13 protein-coding genes, 2 pseudogenes and 1 riboswitch are annotated in these 17,285 nt (G+C 72.2%); of the genes and pseudogenes, 4 read left to right on the top strand and 11 right to left on the bottom strand.

Annotated features, from left to right (window positions below; translation table 11 throughout):
• Positions 1-46 precede the first annotated feature (46 nt).
• From ABZ823_RS11725 to ABZ823_RS11715, 3 genes and pseudogenes are all read right to left on the bottom strand, one after another.
• Entirely contained in the window at positions 47-1,216 is a 1,170-nt protein-coding gene (locus ABZ823_RS11725) for an ArsA-related P-loop ATPase (protein ID WP_361657271.1), read from the bottom strand.
• Between the two features lie 123 nt (positions 1,217-1,339).
• Entirely contained in the window at positions 1,340-1,783 is a 444-nt protein-coding gene (locus ABZ823_RS11720) for an SRPBCC family protein (RefSeq protein ID WP_361657269.1), read from the bottom strand.
• A gap of 160 nt (positions 1,784-1,943) precedes the next feature.
• Positions 1,944-2,742: pseudogene (locus tag ABZ823_RS11715) on the bottom strand (metallophosphoesterase).
• A 307-nt stretch (positions 2,743-3,049) separates the two neighbouring features.
• On the opposite strand from ABZ823_RS11715, the gene ABZ823_RS11710 reads away from it, so the two are divergent.
• The gene (locus ABZ823_RS11710) at positions 3,050-4,846 is read left to right on the top strand and encodes an AMP-binding protein (protein WP_361657266.1); all 1,797 of its coding nucleotides are present in this window, start codon (positions 3,050-3,052) and stop codon (positions 4,844-4,846) included.
• 150 nt (positions 4,847-4,996) lie between these two features.
• On the opposite strand, the gene ABZ823_RS11705 is transcribed toward ABZ823_RS11710, so the two are convergent.
• Entirely contained in the window at positions 4,997-6,139 is a 1,143-nt protein-coding gene (locus ABZ823_RS11705; protein ID WP_361657263.1) for a glycosyltransferase family 4 protein, read from the bottom strand.
• Positions 6,140-6,288: 149 nt separating this feature from the next.
• Between ABZ823_RS11705 and ABZ823_RS11700 the strand changes: the two genes are divergently transcribed.
• The gene (locus tag ABZ823_RS11700; protein ID WP_361657260.1) at positions 6,289-7,515 is read left to right on the top strand and encodes a glycosyltransferase 87 family protein; all 1,227 of its coding nucleotides are present in this window, start codon (positions 6,289-6,291) and stop codon (positions 7,513-7,515) included.
• Positions 7,516-7,550: 35 nt separating this feature from the next.
• On the opposite strand, the gene ABZ823_RS11695 is transcribed toward ABZ823_RS11700, so the two are convergent.
• From ABZ823_RS11695 to ABZ823_RS11675, 5 genes are all read right to left on the bottom strand, one after another.
• On the bottom strand, positions 7,551-8,747 hold the full coding sequence (locus tag ABZ823_RS11695; protein WP_361657257.1) for a hypothetical protein: 1,197 nt from the start codon (positions 8,745-8,747) through the stop codon (positions 7,551-7,553).
• 40 nt (positions 8,748-8,787) lie between these two features.
• Entirely contained in the window at positions 8,788-9,813 is a 1,026-nt protein-coding gene (locus tag ABZ823_RS11690; protein WP_361657255.1) for an NlpC/P60 family protein, read from the bottom strand.
• A gap of 290 nt (positions 9,814-10,103) precedes the next feature.
• Positions 10,104-11,144 (bottom strand): NlpC/P60 family protein, encoded by a 1,041-nt coding sequence (locus ABZ823_RS11685; RefSeq protein ID WP_361657252.1) that lies wholly within the window; start codon positions 11,142-11,144, stop codon positions 10,104-10,106.
• A gap of 329 nt (positions 11,145-11,473) precedes the next feature.
• A complete protein-coding gene (locus ABZ823_RS11680) occupies positions 11,474-12,823 on the bottom strand; it encodes an NYN domain-containing protein (RefSeq protein WP_361657249.1) in 1,350 nt (449 codons plus the stop codon).
• Positions 12,824-12,857: 34 nt separating this feature from the next.
• A complete protein-coding gene (locus ABZ823_RS11675; protein ID WP_361657247.1) occupies positions 12,858-13,097 on the bottom strand; it encodes a hypothetical protein in 240 nt (79 codons plus the stop codon).
• 159 nt (positions 13,098-13,256) lie between these two features.
• On the opposite strand from ABZ823_RS11675, the gene ABZ823_RS11670 reads away from it, so the two are divergent.
• Positions 13,257-13,988 (top strand): rhomboid family intramembrane serine protease, encoded by a 732-nt coding sequence (locus ABZ823_RS11670; RefSeq protein WP_361657244.1) that lies wholly within the window; start codon positions 13,257-13,259, stop codon positions 13,986-13,988.
• Positions 13,985-14,266 (top strand): Lrp/AsnC ligand binding domain-containing protein, encoded by a 282-nt coding sequence (locus ABZ823_RS11665; RefSeq protein ID WP_265566520.1) that lies wholly within the window; start codon positions 13,985-13,987, stop codon positions 14,264-14,266. Before ABZ823_RS11670 ends, ABZ823_RS11665 begins: the two co-directional genes overlap by 4 nt.
• 62 nt (positions 14,267-14,328) lie before the next feature.
• Here ABZ823_RS11665 and ABZ823_RS11660 read toward each other — a convergent pair.
• Positions 14,329-15,730, bottom strand: a pseudogene (locus ABZ823_RS11660) (aminotransferase class V-fold PLP-dependent enzyme).
• A gap of 202 nt (positions 15,731-15,932) precedes the next feature.
• Positions 15,933-16,049, bottom strand: a riboswitch (SAM riboswitch).
• Positions 16,050-16,207: 158 nt separating this feature from the next.
• Entirely contained in the window at positions 16,208-17,272 is a 1,065-nt protein-coding gene (gene trpD / locus ABZ823_RS11655) for an anthranilate phosphoribosyltransferase (protein WP_361657240.1), read from the bottom strand.
• Positions 17,273-17,285 lie beyond the last annotated feature (13 nt).

Genomic DNA, 17,285 nt, shown 5'->3' with positions numbered 1-17,285 from the left:
CCTCACCGTGTACGGGGCCGTTTCCGGGCAGCCCGGACGGCTCTCCTCAGGCCCGGGGCGGCCACAGCTCCGGGTCCGGCGCGAACCGGATGCGCAGCTCGCCCTCCCGCAGCGCGGCCCCGGACACGGTGCAGCGGCGCAGGACCGAGGGCAGCGGGACGACCCGGCGGAACGACCCCGTGGTCACGACCAGTTCGTCCCCGCGCCGGACGAGGTCCAGTTCGTCGCGTATGACGCCGGGCAGCGGGATGTGCCATACGAGCACGCCGTCGTCGGCGAGCCGGTCCGTCACAGGCCACTCGACCGGGGCGGGAGCCTGGTTGACGGCGGGGGCGGCGAGCGCGGCGAGGTCGTCGGCGCCGCGCGGATCGCGGCCGAGGTGGGGCAGGCCGTGGATGCCGTAGGTGCTCCGCCACTCCTCCACGGCCTTGCGCTGCTGGGCGACGAGCCCGGCCGGCCAGGGGTCGAGGGCGTTCTCGGGCACAAGGCGGTTGGCGACCAGGATCTCGGGGCGCAGGGCGCGCAGGGCGAGGCCGGTGGCGGCGGACCGGACGGCGGCGGCGCCGGCCGGGCCCGGTTCGGCGACCAGCCATACGCTCGTGGCCCGGTCGGCGACGACGGCCTCGACGGCGGCCAGTTCGACGTCCCAGCGGGCTGCGGTCTCGTACAGCCACTCGGCGGGCATCGGCACGCCCGCGAGACGGCCGAGGACGGGGCGCAGGGCGCGGGCGGCCTGCCGCTCCGGCGGAAGCAGCCGGCGCAGATAGCGGCGGAGTTCCTCGGGGAGGGCGAGGAGGGCGAGAGCCTGCGGGGCGGGGGGTAGGTCGACGACGAGGAGGTCGTAGGAGTCCGAGAGGGCGGCGTCGCGCAGGGCGCGCAGGAGGGCGAGTTCCTCGGCGCCGGGCAGCGGGGTGACCTCCTCGGGGTCCAGCCGGGCGGCGCCTAGCAGGTCGAGGGCGCCGGACGCGCGGTCCTGGAAGGTGACGAGGTCCTCCCGGAAACGCGCGTCGGCGTCCGGGCGCCAGGCGGTGAGTCCGGGCGCGGCCTCGGCGGGGGTGGTGCCGGTGCGGAGCCCGAGTACGGCACCGAGGGTGTCGGTGCGGTCGGCGCTGAGGACGAGGGTGCGGGTGCCCCGTCGGGCCGCTTCCAGCGCGGTGGCCGCGGCGAGGGTGGTACGGCCGGAGCCGCCGGGGCCGGTGATCAGGATGGTGCGCATGGTCGTGAACGCTACCCGGGCCCGGCGGCGGGGCTGAGCAGGACACCGGCGCGCCCGAGTTGCCGTACCGTTCGGCGCGGCGCCCCGGGTCCCGCTCCGGCAGGGGAAGGCTGAGCCGTTCCCCTACTTCTCGCCCGACTCCACCCGCTTCTTCAGCCCGGCCAGGGCACGGTCGATGATGACCTTCTCCGCCTTGCGCTTGATCATGCCGAGCATCGGGATCTTGACGTCGACCGTCAGCTGGTACGTCACCTCCGTGCCGCCCGAGGCCGCCGGCTTCAGCAGGTACGAGCCGTCGAGGGACCGGAGCATCTGGGACTTGACGAGGGTCCAGGAGACCTCGTTGTCGCCCGTCCAGGTGTATGCCAGCGTCTGGTCGTCCTTGATCGCGCCCGCGTCCATGACCAGGTGCACCTGTTCGGCACGGCCCTGCGCGTCCGTCGCGAGCACCTCGGCCTCCTTCACCTCGCCCGTCCAGTCCGGATAGCGCGCGAAGTCGGCGATCACCCGCATGACATCGGCCGGAGCCGCCTCGATCGTGATGCTCGAGCTGGTGTGTTCCGCCATCGCCGTGGCTCCTCCAGATGCGGTCCGGTGAGGGAGGGTGGTGCGCCCGTGCGCACGTGTGTGCAGCGTGAAGGCTACCGCGCACGCGCCGCGGCGCTACCACCCCACCTGCGGTTCGGCCACCGACCCGTCGCGAGGGGGCGGCCCGGGCGCCCGGGCGTCACCACTGCAGTGCCCAGGGCCTCCCGCTGCCCGCGAAGTGCCCCACGTTCACGCACTCGGTGGCGCCGATCCGCATCCTGCGCACCAGCGGCTGGTGCACATGGCCGAAGAGCGAGTACCGCGGGCGCGTGCGGCGGATCGCCTCCAGCAGGGCCCGGGCTGCCGCGCTCGAAGCGGCGCGCCACCGTGTCGTACACCAGCTCGGGCACCTCCGGCGGGATGTGGGTGCACAGCACGTCCACCTCGCCCACCGCCTCGATCTTCGCGGCGTACTCCTCGTCGCTGATCTCGTACGGGGTCCGCATGGGGGTGCGCAGACCCCCGCCGACGAAGCCGAAGGTCCAACCGCCGATCTCCACCCGCTGGCCGTCCAGCAGGGTGGTGCCGGGGCCCGCGTACTCCTGCCACAGGGCCGGCATGTCGACGTTGCCGTAGGTGGCGTAGGTCGGGGTCGGGAAGGCGGCGAACAGCTCGGCGTACTGCCTGCGCACCGCCTTCTCGATCGCCGCGGCGCGGTCCTCGCCCAGGCCGGCCCACAGCCGGGCGCCGAACGCGCGCGCCTCCTCGAAGCGGCGGGCGGTGCGCAGTTCCACGATCCGGTCGGCGTTCTCCTTGCCGAACAGGTCCGGGAAGATGCCGCGCGAGTGGTCGGCGTAGTCGAGGAAGAGGACCAGGTCGCCCAGACAGACGAGGGCGTCCGCCCCGTCGCCTGCCCTGGCCAGGTCACGTGCGTTGCCGTGCACGTCGCTGACCACATGAACGCGCGTCCTCGGGTTGCCGTCCGGGGTGGGTGCCATGACGATCAAGCGTAGGGGTGTGGGACATATGTGAACAGTGGCGGCCGGACCTGCGGTTACTGGCCAGTCGGGAAAGGGGTGGACTACTGTGCGCGAAGGAACGCCAAGACGTGTGACGCACGGAACATCTCGCCGGGACCCCCTGTCCCGGAGGCCATACCGGCGGGTAACGTCCGGGCAGTCCAGTCGTGCTCAGGGTTTCAACCAACGTCTGCCCGAGGAAACCCTGCGCACCTGCCCGAGCCTTGGACCGCACCGTCGCAGGACACACCGTCGTGGCGTCGGCGCCCTATGAGGAGCAGCAGTCTTGCGCGAGTTCAGCCTTCCGGCTTTGTACGAGGTCCCTGCGGACGGAAATCTGACCGACATCGTCCGCAGAAACGCCGCGCAGCATCCGGACGTCGCCGTTGTCGCCCGCAAGGTGGGCGGTGCCTGGCAGGACGTCACCGCCACCACCTTCCTCGCCGAGGTCCGCAGCGCGGCGAAGGGACTCATCGCCTCCGGTGTGCAGCCGGGCGACCGGGTGGGTCTCATGTCCCGCACCCGCTACGAGTGGACCCTGCTGGACTTCGCGATCTGGAGCGCCGGGGCGGTCACCGTGCCCGTGTACGAGACCAGCTCGCCGGAGCAGGTGGAGTGGATCCTCGGCGACTCGGGAGTGACCGCCTGCCTCGTGGAGCTGGACGCGCACGCCGCGGCCGTCGAGTCGGTGCGCGACCGGCTGCCCGCGCTCAAGCACGTCTGGCAGATCGAGGCCGGGGGCGTTGAGGAGCTGGGCCGCGCCGGCAAGGACGTCAGCGACGCGACGGTCGAGGAGCGCAGCTCGCTCGCCAAGGCCGACGACCCGGCGACGATCGTCTACACCAGCGGGACCACCGGGCGCCCGAAGGGCTGTGTGCTCACGCACCGCAACTTCTTCGCCGAGTGCGGCAACATCGTCGAGCGGCTGCGCCCCCTCTTCCGCACGGGCGAGTGCTCCGTCCTGCTCTTCCTGCCGCTCGCGCACGTCTTCGGGCGTCTGGTGCAGATCGCGCCCATGATGGCCCCGATCAAGCTGGGCTGCGTCCCGGACATCAAGAACCTCACCGACGAACTCGCCGCGTTCCGGCCGACGTTGATCCTCGGCGTGCCGCGCGTCTTCGAGAAGGTCTACAACTCGGCGCGGGCCAAGGCGCGGGCCGAGGGCAAGGGGAAGATCTTCGACAAGGCGGTGGACTCGGCGATCGCCTACAGCCGGGCCCTGGACACCCCGTCCGGTCCCTCGCTCGGTCTGAAGATCAAGCACAAGGCGTTCGACAAGCTCGTCTACAGCAAGCTGCGCGCGGTGCTGGGCGGTCGCGGCGAGTACGCCATCTCCGGCGGCGCCCCGCTCGGCGAGCGCCTCGGCCACTTCTTCCGCGGCATCGGCTTCACGGTCCTGGAGGGCTACGGCCTGACCGAGACCACCGCGGCCACCGCCTTCAACCCCTGGGACCGGCAGAAGATCGGCACGGTGGGCCAGCCGCTGCCGGGCTCGGTGGTCCGGATCGCGGACGACGGCGAGGTGCTGCTGCACGGCGAGCACGTCTTCAGGGAGTACTGGAACAACGAGGCCGCGACCGCGGAGGCGCTGGCCGACGGCTGGTTCCACACCGGTGACATCGGCACCCTCGACGAGGACGGCTATCTGATGATCACCGGCCGCAAGAAGGAGATCATCGTCACCGCGGGCGGCAAGAACGTCGCCCCGGCCGTGATCGAGGACCGCATCCGGGCGCACGCGCTGGTCGCGGAGTGCATGGTGGTGGGTGACGGGCGGCCGTTCGTGGGCGCGCTGATCACCCTCGACGAGGAGTTCCTCGACCGCTGGGCCGCCGAGCAGGGCAAGCCGGCGGGTTCCACCGCGGGGTCGCTGCGCGACGACCCGGATCTGATCGCGGCGATCCAGGACGCGGTCGACGACGGCAACGCCGCGGTGTCGAAGGCGGAATCGGTGCGCAAGTTCCGCATTCTCCCCTCCCAGTTCGACGAGGAGTCGGGTCATCTCACGCCGTCGCTGAAGCTCCGGCGCAGCGTCGTGGCGAAGGACTACGCGGAGGAGATCGAGGCCATCTACCGGAAGTAGCGGCCCGGATCTCAGGTCATGACGCGGTGTCCCCGGCGAGGACCCGCGTCATGGTGCGTTCCGCGCGAAGTCAGGTGACGAGGCGTCGGTTTCTCTGTCATGGCCGCAGCAGCGGCAACAGCCTCACGCCCCTCACGGGGGCGCGCTCCCCTAGAGCAGTTCCCTGAGCGTCTCCGCCAGCAGATCCCAGCGCCACTTCTCCTCGACCCACCGCCTGCCCCGCTCGCCCATGCGGCGGCGCAGCTCCGGGTCGCCGAGGAGGGTGACAATCCGGTCCGCGGTCTCCTCCACGGAGCCGCCCCGCACCACCCAGCCGGTCTCGCCGTCGAGCACCGCGTCCGGGGCGCCGCCCGAGTCGCCGGCGACCACCGGGAGGCCCGTCGCTGACGCCTCCAGGTACACGATGCCGAGGCCCTCGACGTCCAGGCCGCCCCGGCGGGTGCGGCACGGCATCGCGAAGACATCGCCCGCACCGTAGTGCGCGGGCAGCTCGGCCCACGGGACGGCGCCGGTGAAGTGGACGGCGCCTGCGACCCCGGTCTCGTGGGCGAGTCGGCGCAGGTCCTTCTCGTAGGGCCCGCCCCCGACGATCAGCAGGACCGCCTCCGGCTCCTTGGCCAGGATCCGCGGCATCGCCCGGATCAGCGTGTCCTGGCCCTTGCGCCGGACCAGCCGGGACACGCAGACCACCACCGGGCGGTCCGTGAACCCCAGGCGGGCGCGGACCTCGCCGCCGCCCGAGTCCGGATGGAACGTCTTCTCGTCCACCCCGGGGGGCAGTTGCACCATCCGCCCGGCCGCCTGCGGGCTCAGCGCGGAGGCGATCCGCGAGCGGGTGTACTCGCCGAGGTAGGTGATCGTGTCCGTCGACTCGCCGATCCGGCGCAACAGGTCGCGTGCCCCGGGGAGTTGGGCCCAGCCCGCCTCGTGGCCGTGGGTGGTGGCCACCAGTCGCTCCGCCCCGGCCCGGCGCAGCGCCGGCGCCATCAGGCCGAGCGGCGCCGCCGCTCCGAACCACACCGACGTACAGCCGTGCTCCCGCAGCAGCCCCACGGCCCGCCGGGTGGCACCCGGCGTCGGCAGCAGCATCGTCGTCCGGTCCCGTACGACGGTGAAGGGCTGCTCGGCGTCGAAGGCGGCCGTCGCCCGGGCACCTTCGACGCCGCGCTTCCAGGTGGAGGCGTAGACGACCAGGCGCTCGGGGTCCAGGCGCAGCGCCATGTTGTGCAGGAACGCCTGGATGCCGCCGGGGCGGGGCGGGAAGTCGTTGGTCACGATCAGGGTCTTGTGCATCGTCGTTCGACAGTACCGAACCCGACGTGAGACCGTACTCACAGCTCCGTACGGCCGCGCTTGTTGGCCCTCGCACAGTCCGGCGGGCAATCATGGGCCCCGCAGGGCGGCAACGACGCGCGACGCGCCGGAACAGGGGTCGAGTGGACATGGCGGGCACACGGAGGTTCCCGGTCTGGCTGCTCGCCGTATGGGGCCTGACCAGGACGGTCCTGCTCCTCTTCGTCTTCAGGGTGTTCCTCTTCCCCGGCCCGGACGTCACCACCGACGTCTCGGTCATCTACCACGGCTGGTACGAGACCCTGAGCACCGGGACGTTCCCGCGCGACGACGTCACCTGGCAGTACCCGCCCGCCGCCGCGCTCGCCATCCTCTCCCCCGCGCTGCTGCCCTTCCTGGACTACGCGGGGGCCTTCTTCGTCCTCGCCCTCCTCGCCGACCTGGCGGTCCTCTGCCTGCTCGGGTACGCGGGCACCCGCCCCGGCAGGACACTGCGCGGGGCCTGGCTGTGGACGGCCGGCGTTGCCCTCCTCGGCCCGACCGTCTACGCCCGCTACGACGTGATGGTGACCGCGGTGGCGGTGGCGGCGCTGCTGGCCGGGGCCAGGCGACCGTGGGTGATGGGGGCGCTCGCGGGCTTCGGAGCGCTGCTGAAGGTGTGGCCGGTGCTGCTGCTGGCGGGGTCCGCGAGCCGCCGGGCCTGGGCCTCGGCCGCGGCGACGGCCGGTGGCCTGGCCCTGCTGTTCGGCCTGACGGCGCCCGGCGCCTTCGCCTTCCTCACCGCCCAGCGCGACCGCGGCACCGAGGTGGAGTCGATGGGCTCGCTGGTCTTCCATGCCGCCCGGCACTTCGGCTGGAAGGGGCAGGTGCTGCTCAACTACGGCTCGGTGGAGTTCCTCGGCCCCTACGTGGACTGGGTCAGCACGGCGGCCCTGGCCCTGACCGTGATCGCCTTCGGGTGGCTGCTGCTGTGGCGGCTGCGCGTCCGCCGTCTGCCGCCGCACGCGCTCGCGGACGCGGCCTTCGTCGCGGTACTGCTGTTCACGGTGACCAGCCGGGTCATCAGCCCCCAGTACCTGGTGTGGCTGGTGGGGCTCGCGGCGGTGTGCCTGTGCCACCGGGGCAGCCGGATGACCCTGCCCGCCGGACTGATCCTGGCCGCCTGCCTCGCCACCGTCCTGGAGTTCCCCGTCTACTTCGCGAACGTCGTCGCCAGTGACCGGCTGGGCATCGCCCTGCTGCTCGCCCGCAACGTACTGCTGCTGCTCGCCACGGTGACCGCCGCCCACCACCTGTGGCGCACCACGGTCTCCGCGCCGCCACCGACCGTACCGCCCCAGACCCCGCGCACCCAGGAGACTCTCGCGCCCTCCTGACGGGCGTCGGCGAGGACCGCAGGGCGTCCCGCGCCTCAGCCCAGTCGCGCCCGCAGATACGCCCGCCACTGCTCGGTGAACCTCTCCGGTGTCGTGCCGAGGACCCGTTCGAGGGCGGTCTCCACCGCTCCCGTGCGGCCGGGGTGGTCTCCCACCGTGCGGTAGAAGGCGTTCAGCCGGGCCTGTCCCCAACGGTCGGCGATCATCCGGCAGGCCATCCAGCCGCCCTCGTACGCCCGCGCCAGCGCGCCCGGGTCCCGGGAGAAGGCGAAGTCCGCGTCGTTCGGCAGTGCGGCCGGGACGCGTCCCAGGGCGATCGAGCGGCCCAGCTCGGGAGCCGCCTCCCGGGCAGTGCGGCCGCTGCCGCGGTAGGCGACCCAGTCGGCGTATCCCTCGGACAGCCACAGGGGCGTGGCCGCCGTGGTGTGGGCGCGGGTGGCCACATGGGCGGTCTCGTGCCGGACCACGATCTGCTTGCCCAGGTCACCTAGTACGGCGTACGCGTCCGGGTTGACGATGATCCGGTCCGCGGGCGCCTTCCCCGCGCCTCCCGCCTCCCCGGTGGTGACCGCGGCGATCCCCCGGTATCCGGAGGCCTGCGCGCCGAGCAGCCCCGCCATCCCCTGAAGCGACCGAGGTACGAGCACCACGACGTGCCCGACCCAGTCGGTGCCCCACGCCTCGGTGACGGCGGGCACCGACCGGTCGGCGAGGTCCGCGTAGGTCCGCAGTACGTCCCGTGGCTGCCCCACGCCGAGGACGATGCTGTGCGCCCCGCGGACGGTCTCGACGGCGCCCTGCTCCCACAACTGCTCGGGGACCTTCTTCGCGGGCTCGTCGGCGCTGACGTACCAGCGGCCGCCGGTGCGGATCAGCCGCAGCTCACGGGCGGCGGTGACGGGAGCCCGGTCATAGCCCTTGATGCGGTAGCGCAGTTCGGCGACGGCGCTCGCCCGGTCGCCGCTGCGGTGCAGGGCCGTGAGGCGGTACGACCAGGCGGCCAGCGGCACGGCACGCAGGTTGTCGAACTCCGCTGTGCCGGCGCGCTGAGCCTCGGTCGCGAGGAACGCGGGCCGGTTCCCGTCGAGGACGGCGGCCGCGCGCCGGTCGAGGACCTGCTGCACGGCGGCCGTCTGGCTGTCCGGCGCGGGCCGCCCGCCGCAGCCGACGAGCCCGGTGAGCAGCAGCGCACAGCACGCCACGACTCCCCGGACACTCCCACCACCAGCCACCGTCAGATCGTACGTGTCGCTCCCCGTACCCGCGTCGCGCTCAGGGCCGGGTGATCGAGGAGATCGGCATCATCCCGACCGGGTCGTAGCGGACCGCGGCTCCCGGGTGGGGTGCGTGGATGACCTGGCCGCCCCCGACGTACATGGCGACATGGCTCGCGTCGGAGCGGTAGACGACCAGGTCGCCGGGGCGTGCCTGGGAGAGAGGCACCTGGTGGCCGGCGTAACGCTGCTCCTGGGAGGTGCGCGGCAGTCCGACACCCGCCTGCGCGTACGCCCACTGCATGAGGCCCGAACAGTCGAAGCCGCCCGGCCCGTTGGCGCCCCACACATACGGGCGGCCGAGCGCGGAGCGGGCCGCGGCGAGCGCGGCCGCCGCCCGCCCGTCGGGCGCGGACATGCCGGTGAGGTCGGGCACGTCGCCGCCGGAGCGGGACGCCCTGTCGTAAGCGGCGCGCTGGGTCGCGGGCAGGGAGTTGAGCAGCCGTCTCGCCGTGGCGAGTTTCCGCTCGACGGTCCTCTTGTGCCGTGCGACGGCCGCGCGGTTCCTCTCCAGCTCGGCCAGCTCACCGGTGGCGTCCGCGCGTTCCTGGGCCAGCTCGCGCAGGGCGGTCCGGAGGTCCCTGAGCTGCCCTGCCTGGCGGGAGCCGATCCGGTCGAGGGCGGCCGCCCGGTCCAGGTACTCGCCCGGGTCGTCGGACAGCAGCAGCCCGAGGGAGGAGGCGAAGCCGCCGGAGCGGTACTGGGCCCCGGCGAGCGAACCCAGCGCGTCCCGCAGGGCGTTGACGCGCTCCTGCTGCCGGGCGATCCGGTCCTGCGCCTGGTCGACCTGCCGGCGCAGCGAACCGGCTTGCTCACTCGCCTTGTTGTATGCCTCGGTGGCCTGCTCGGCCTCCAGGTACAGCCGGTCCACCGTGACCCCGGGGTCACGGGGCGGAGCCGGAGCGGCGTCCGCCGGTGCGGCACCGAGCGCCGTGGCGGCTGCCGCCGCCGCGGCGGCGGACAGAACGGCGGCTGTCTTCCTCAGAGCCTGGTTCGCCTCCGGAGCGCCCGAGCCGGTGTCCATTCGGCGCGTCGGACGCATGGCGCCACGGCCCCGGCCGAGGCCGGTTGGTGCAAGGCGACGATGGGACCCCACGACCGGTCGCACTCCCTTCCGCTGACAAACCCCGCCGCACGGCGGGGGAAACGCGGCAGACAGTAGCCGGGCGATCACTCGTGGTCCAAAGACCGAGACGGGCACACAACGCGGCGCCCCGCCGCTGACGCAGGTCATCGGCGGGGCGTGGGGTCAGCGGGCGTCGCCGGAATTCGCCCGTTCGGGCGGGAGTGGCGTCCCGGTCGCGGGGGACCCGGTCAGACTCGGACGCCGAACATGAAGGGCCCGCCGATCGTGTTCATCGACTCGTAGCGGACGACGGTGCCGGTGCGGGGGGCGTGCAGGATCTGGCCGTTGCCCGCGTAGAGGCCCACGTGGTGGATGTCGTTGAAGAAGAAGACCAGGTCGCCGACCTTCAGGTCGTTGACCGAGTAGATCCGGGTGCCTATGTTGGCCTGTTCCTGCGAGGTGCGCGGGATGGAGACGCCGGCCTGCGCGTACGCCCAGGAGGTCAGGCCCGAGCAGTCGAAGGAGGTCGGGCCCGTGGCGCCGTAGACGTAGGGCGAGCCGATCCTGGTCTGGGCGGCGGAGAACGCGGCGCCGGCCCGGCTGGAGGCGGAGCCGGTGTCGCCGCCGAGGACGCTGCGCTCACTGGCGCGGCTGGCCCTGCTCTGCTCGGCGGCGAGTGCCGCCTTCTCCTTGGCGGTCAGGGAGTTGAGGAGCTTCTGCGCCGCGGCGAGCTTGCCCTGCACTTCCCGCTTCTTCTTGCCGAGCTCGGTCCGGGTGGCGGCGAGGTCCTTGAGCTTGTCGGAGGCCTCCTGGCGCTCCTGGGCCAGCTCGCGCTGCTTCTCCTGGATCTTCTTCAGCGCCTCGACCTGCTGACTGCTCAACTGGTCCAGCGTGGAGGCCTTGTCGAGGTAGTCGTCCGGGTTGGAGGAGAGGAACAGCTGTACGGAGGGGTCGATGCTGCCGGTGCGGTACTGGGCGCTGGCCATGGTGCCGATGCCCTCGCGCAGCTGGTTGAGCTCGTCCTGACCCCGGGCGACCTTGTCCTGCAGGGTGGAGATCTGCTTCTCCAGCTTGTCCTGCTTCTCCTTGGCGCCGTTGTACTTCTCGGTGGCCTGCTCGGCCTCCTGGTAGAGCTTGTCGACCTTGGACTTGACCTCGTCCTTGCTCGGCTTCTCGCTGGGGGCGGCACTGGCGGCCTGCGCGCTGAGGGCCACGGCAGCGGCGGCGGCGGTGGTGAGCACGGTCACACGGGCACGGCTCGGCTGCTTGGGTCGACGGTGGGACGCCACGGGGGCGAGCTCCTTCTTCCTCCAGCCGCCTACCGATACGCCGGCGGGCGGTGCCCTCCGCCGTCACTCACCCCATGTGAGTGATCACTCGTGCGGAGGTTCGAGGCCAGACCCTAGTGACCTTGCTGTGATCAGTTCAAATCCTGAGTGGGCAAAATCCGGTCACGCAATGCAATTTTTGCACGGAACTCACGTGCAGTGATGCGACATTGACGCTACGTTGCGTCATGACCGGCCCAATTCGGGCATGCCTGGCGGACGTTACGCTTGGGGCGTAGGCGACCCATGGGGCGTTCGACGCAACGGGCATGGCGCGACAGGGAAGTCCGTTATGCCCTGGAAAGCCGCTTGAGCAGGACCGCCGATGCGACCGGGCGGGCGCCCGCCCTGGCGACCCCGTCGGCCACCTCGCGGTCGGTGGAGACCACGATGACCGGCCGGCCCGGCGGCTCCGCACGCACCAGTTGACGGATCAACTCGTCGGCGGTGACGCCCGGCTTGGAGAACAGCACCCGCACTCCGCGCGGCGGCGCGAGCAGCACGGGGGCGGCCAGTTCGGCCCCGTCGAAGACGCACGTGACCTCCGCGCCGGTCTGCGCGGCGAGCTGCGAGAGCTGCCCGAGGAGCCTGAGCCGCTGCTTCTCCAGCGGCATCTGCGGATAGCCGGTCTTGGTGACGTTGTACCCGTCGACGACCAGATGCGCCTGCGGCAGCGCGAGCAACTGGTCGAGGATGGCGGGATCGTTCTCGGACAGCGCCCGTGCGGCGATGTCCTTCGGCGTCATCCGTCCCGGTTCGACCGCGTCGACGGTCTCCGCGGGCCGCACCGAGACCGGCGGCAGCGCCAGCTCCCGCCGCAGCCCCTGGGCGGCGTCCAGCACGGTGTCGAGCAGCAGCCGCACCCGCATGTCCTCCATGCTGCGCCCCTCGCGCGCCGCCCGGCGGGTGGCCTCGAGGGCGGCCTCCGCCTCACCGAGCCGCGCCTTGAGCCGCCGGGTCTCGCTCTCCGCGACGGACACCTGCGCCTGGCTCTCGGCGCGCACGGCCTCGACCTCGCCCTGGACCTTGCGCAGGGCGGCCTCGCCGCGTTTGACGTCACTGAGCGCGGAACGCAGCTTGCGGTGAAGCGATTCGGCTTCCTTGCGGGCCGACTCCAGCTCCCCGCGCAGCCGTTCGGTCTCCGTGCGGGTCTGCTCGCGGGCGGCCGCCAGCTCCGCGCGCAGCCGCTCCAGCTCGGCCCGGTTCTCCTCGTCGGCGCGCTCGGCGTCCGCCCGCTGGGCTTCCTCGCCCGCGGCGGTCACCAGCTTCACCCAGCCCGCCGGGCGCAGTACATAGGCCGCGGCCGCCACGTCGAGCGGGTCCGCGGCCGGGGGCGGCGAGCCGGAGTCGAGGGCGCCGGTGAGTTCCGGCTGCGCCTCTCTGAGCCTCTCCGCGATCCGCTGCCGGAACAGCGCATCGCCCTCCAGGGCCGCCGCCATGGCGTTGCCGGCGAACTTGATCCGGCGGTTCGGGGTGAACCGGGCGTACTGCCGCAGCTGTGCGGGCAGTTCGGCCAGCGTCAGTCCGCCGAAGCCGTCCGAGACGATCTGGACGACCCGGCGGCGCACTCCGTCGGGCAGCGGGCGGTCGAGCACCTCAGCGGTGCCGTCGACCGGCTCCCCGCCCGAAGTCTCCGCCATCCGTCACCCCAATGTCTGTGCGGGGCCGCCTCCCTCAGGAGCCGGCTCCCGGCCTGTCCACGAGCTCCACCTGATCCAGGGCGTTGCACCAGCGGCAACGCACCGACTCGATGGTCTCACTGACCACGTCGCGCTCCTCGACCTTCGGCTCCCCGGCCAGATCGAGGTGCACGTACTCGACGACCTTCGACGAGCGGGTCACGTCGAACCGGGTGAGGTTGCCGCAGAGCATGCAGCGCCAGCGGGTCGTCTCGGTCGGCAGGGGAACCGTCATCGTGGCTGCTCTTCCCTCTTCTTCCAGTCTCCGTGATGCGCCAGTTTCCCTGGAGCGTGTGGCTCGTAACCCTACGGCCTGGCGGGTAGTCGCCGCCCGCCCGTATCCCGCGGCGAGGCGCTCTGTGCGGATCGATCCCGTTACGCCATGCTCTGTCCCATGATCAGCACCTGGAGCAGTACGGTCGGCAGGGCGCTGCGGGGACAGTCGGCGCCCGTGACGTACGGACTGATTGCCCTGTGCTGTCTGATCTTCGCGCTGGGACCGGCCTCGGGCCTGAATCCGGCGTACGGCAGGGGCGACGAGCTGCTCGCCGCCCAGCGGGCCTATTTCACCCGCTGGGGGGTGGTCCCCACGGAACTGTTCAGCGGGGCCCCACGGGCCGCCCTCACGCCCGCGACGGCACTGTTCGTGCACGGCAGCTGGGTGCATCTGCTCGGCAACATGCTGTTCCTCTATGTCTTCGGGGCGATGACCGAGGAGCGGATGGGCCATCTGGAGTTCGCCCTGTTCTACGGGGGCTGCGGCTTTCTCGCGCTGCTCGGGTACGCGGCGGCCAACGCCGACTCCGCACAGACGCTGGTCGGGGCCTCCGGGGCGATCTCCGCGGTTCTCGGCGCGTTCCTGTTCCTGTTCCCCGGAGCCAGGGTGACCAGTCTCTTCCCTTTCCTCTTCTTCCTGCCGCTGCGCTTCCCCGCCTGGGTGGTGCTGCCCTTCTGGGCAACGCTCCAGTGGATCGCCGCGGGCCGCGCCTCCCAGGGCCCGGGCGTGGCCTATCTGGCCCATCTCGTGGGCTTCGCGCTGGGCTTCCTGTACGCGTGGGTGCGCTATGGCAGTACGAGTAGGGTGAAACCACCAGCCCAGGCCCCTGAGGGAGAACACCAGCCGTGATCACCGCGATCGTGCTCATCAAGACCAGCGTGGACCGGATCCCCGAGATCGCGGAGTCGATCGCCGCGCTGGACTCCGTCAGCGAGGTCTTCTCCGTCACCGGCACCTACGACCTGATCGCCATGGTCCGGGTGAAGGCCCATGACGACCTTGCGGACGTCATCCCCGGCCGGATCAGCAAGATCCCGGGCGTCCTCGGCACGGACACGCACGTCGCCTTCCGCACGTACTCCCAGCACGACCTGGAGGCGGCGTTCGCGATCGGGCTCGACAACTAGCTCGACGACCAGGCGATCGGGCTCGACAACTAGCTCGACGACCAGGCGATCGGACTCGACAACTAGCTCGACGACCAGGGGGTACGGCGACAGGGCCCGCGGTCACACCGCCGGGACGCACCGCCCGTCCTGCGTGCGGTACTGCCACCGGGCGCCGTCCCGGACCATCTCCCCGACCGCCCGGACGAAACGCTCCACGTGCTCGTCGGGCGTGCCCGCGCCGAAGCTGACGCGGATGGCGTTCAGGGACTTCTCTCCGGGGGCGGCCTCGGGGGCCCCGCACTCGCCCTGGGTCCCAGGGTCGCTGCCGAGCAGGGTGCGCACCAGCGGATGGGCGCAGAAGAGGCCGTCACGGACACCGATGCCGTACTCGGCGGAGAGCGCGGCGGCGAAATGGGAGCTGTTCCAGCCCTCGACGACGAACGAGAGGACGCCGACGCGGGGCGCGTCGTCACCGAACAGGGAGAGGACCGTGACCTCCGGGACCTGGGCGAGCCCTTCCCTGACCTTGCGGACGAGGTACTGCTCACGGGCGACGAGCGTGTCGAAGCCCGCTTCCGTGAGGGCCTTGCAGGCGGAGGCGATGGCGTAGGCGCCGATGACGTTGGGTGAACCGGCCTCGTGCCGGGCCGCGGTCTCGTGCCACTCCACGTCCACTCCCCCGTCCGTGCGCCGCGTGACCTTGCGGCTGGCGCCGCCGCCGGCGAGGTACGGCTCGGCCTCGCGCAGCCAGTCGGCGCGGCCCGCCAGCACGCCGGAGCCGAACGGGGCGTACAGCTTGTGGCCGGAGAAGGCGACCCAGTCGACGTCGAGGTCCCTCACCGACACGGGGTGGTGCGGGGCCAGCTGGGCGGCGTCCAGGACGATACGGGCGCCGTGGGCGTGGGCGGCCGCCGCAAGCTCGCGTACGGGCCACAGCTCGCCGGTGACGTTGGAGGCACCGGTGACACAGACGAGGGCCGGTCCGTGGGGCTCACGGTCCGCGAGGGCGCGCTCCAGGGTCCGTACGGCCTGCTGGGGGGTGCGCGGGGCGTCGAGGAAGGTGACGCGGGCGTCCCGCCAGGGCAGCAGCGAGGCGTGGTGCTCGGTCTCGAAGACGAAGACCTGGCAGCCGGCCGGCAGGGTGGCTGCGAGGAGGTTGAGCGAGTCGGTGGTGGACCGGGTGAAGACCACCTGGTCCTCCTCGCGGCAGTCGAGGAACGCGGCGACGGTCCGGCGCGCGTTCTCGAAGAGGTCCGTGGACAGCTGCGACAGGTACCCGGCGCCCCGGTGGACGCTGCCGTAGTACGGCGCGTACGCCGCCACGTCGTCCCAGACCCGCTGGAGCGTGGGGGCGCTGGCCGCGTAGTCGAGCGCGGCGTAGGTGACTTCGCCGCCGGTGACGAGCGGGACGCTGACATCCCGGCCCAGAACGGGCAGCGGGGCACAAACGGACTGGTCGACGGCAAGGGCGGAGACGGACATGGGTGCACTCCCGTGAAGGCGTAGGTGATCACCGCGCCGGACGGCGCGCAGGGCGGCGCGCGGCTGCGTCAACGGCACGGGAAAGGGTGAAAAGGGGGATGCGGAGGCGGGGCTCTGCGGCCCTAGCGCATTCGCTTGCTCACGGAAGGCTCCCTCGAACGACCAGGACCCCTGGCCCCACGCTCATCCCAAGCGTGCGAGGGGTCCGCGCTTGCCGCAGACCTCGCTGCCTGCGGCCCGGTCTTCACCCGGGGCACCCCGCCACGGACGGAGGGTTGCCGGACAGCCGGCCGGGGCCGAGTGGCTGTCGCTCATGACCTGGGCAGGACGCTACGTGAGGTGATCACCCGACCGCAACCTCTGTCCGGATGCCGGGACATACGGCATCCCTCCGCGCCGGTAGGGCGGGGGCAAGGGGGGACGGGGCGGGAACGTTGGGGAGCCCGGCCGGGCCGGGCTCCCCAACGCCATGGGGCACTACCGGTTGCTCGCGGCCACCCAGCGTTCCAGCGTCCGCCTCGCGGCCCCCGAGTCGATCGACTCCGCCGCCTTCTGCATCCCCGCGCGCAGCTGCTCGGTCAGCGGGGCCTGTGTCGGCTCCAGGGCAACCAGCGCCGCCGCGGAGTTCAGCAGCACCGCGTCCCTCACCGGCCCGGTCTCCCCGTTCAGCAGGCGCCGCGCCACGTCGGCGTTGTAGGAGGCGTCAGCCCCGCGCAACGCCTCCACCGGCACCAGCTCGATGCCGGCGTCCCGGGGGTCGAAGGCCTCCTCGGTGACCTTGCCGTCACGGACCACCCACACCCGCGACGTCGAGGTCGTCGTCAGCTCGTCCAGTCCGTCGTCGCCCCGGAAGACCAGGGACGAGTTGCCGCGTTCGGCGAGGACGCCCGCCACGATCGGCGCCATCCGCGGGTCCGCGACGCCCACCGCCTGCGCCTTCACGCGCGCCGGGTTGGTCAGCGGGCCCAGGACATTGAACGTCGTACGGATTCCGAGCTGGCCGCGCGCCGCGGCCACATGCCGCAGGGCGGGGTGGAACTTCACCGCGAAGCAGAAGGTGATCCCGGCTTCCTCGGCGACCTCGGCCACCCGCCGCACCGGCAGCTCCAGATTGACGCCGAGCTTCTCCAGCACGTCCGAGGCCCCGGACGCGGAGGACGCGGCCCGGTTGCCGTGCTTGACGACCTTGGCTCCCGTGCCGGCCACCACGATCGACGACATCGTGGAGATGTTCACGGTCCTCGCGCCGTCACCGCCCGTCCCGACGATGTCGACCGTCGGCCCCGGCACCTCGATGACGTTCGCGTGCTCGTACATCGCCCGGACCAGTCCGGTGATCTCCTCCACCGTCTCGCCCTTGGCGCGCAGCGCCACCGCGAACCCGGCGATCTGCGCGTCCGTCGCCTCGCCGCGCATGATGCGGTCCATCGCCCAGGCCGTGTCGTCCGCGCTCTGGTCACGGCCGTCCAGCAGCCCGTTCAGCACCTGGGGCCAGGAACGGCCCGCCGCGGTGTCGCCTCCAGCGGGGGTCACAGCGCTCATAAGCCGCTCCTGG

Source organism: Streptomyces sp. NPDC047079, assembly GCF_040643755.1.
In the GTDB taxonomy this organism is placed as follows: domain Bacteria; phylum Actinomycetota; class Actinomycetes; order Streptomycetales; family Streptomycetaceae; genus Streptomyces.
Note: the sequence above shows the minus strand (reverse complement) of the source record. Positions and strands in the feature narration are given on the sequence as shown.

Bases quoted from the DNA above. Each gene is read 5' to 3' on its own strand.
- ABZ823_RS11720 (WP_361657269.1), bottom strand. From the start codon at position 1,783: ATGGCGGAACACACCAGCTCGAGCATCACGATCGAGGCGGCTCCGGCC.
- ABZ823_RS11690 (WP_361657255.1), bottom strand. From the start codon at position 9,813: ATGGACACCGGCTCGGGCGCTCCGGAGGCGAACCAGGCTCTGAGGAAG.
- ABZ823_RS11680 (WP_361657249.1), bottom strand. From the start codon at position 12,823: ATGGCGGAGACTTCGGGCGGGGAGCCGGTCGACGGCACCGCTGAGGTG.
- ABZ823_RS11705 (WP_361657263.1), bottom strand. From the start codon at position 6,139: ATGCACAAGACCCTGATCGTGACCAACGACTTCCCGCCCCGCCCCGGC.
- ABZ823_RS11700 (WP_361657260.1), top strand. From the start codon at position 6,289: ATGGCGGGCACACGGAGGTTCCCGGTCTGGCTGCTCGCCGTATGGGGC.
- trpD (WP_361657240.1), bottom strand. From the start codon at position 17,272: ATGAGCGCTGTGACCCCCGCTGGAGGCGACACCGCGGCGGGCCGTTCC.
- ABZ823_RS11670 (WP_361657244.1), top strand. From the start codon at position 13,257: ATGATCAGCACCTGGAGCAGTACGGTCGGCAGGGCGCTGCGGGGACAG.
- ABZ823_RS11675 (WP_361657247.1), bottom strand. From the start codon at position 13,097: ATGACGGTTCCCCTGCCGACCGAGACGACCCGCTGGCGCTGCATGCTC.
- ABZ823_RS11725 (WP_361657271.1), bottom strand. From the start codon at position 1,216: ATGCGCACCATCCTGATCACCGGCCCCGGCGGCTCCGGCCGTACCACC.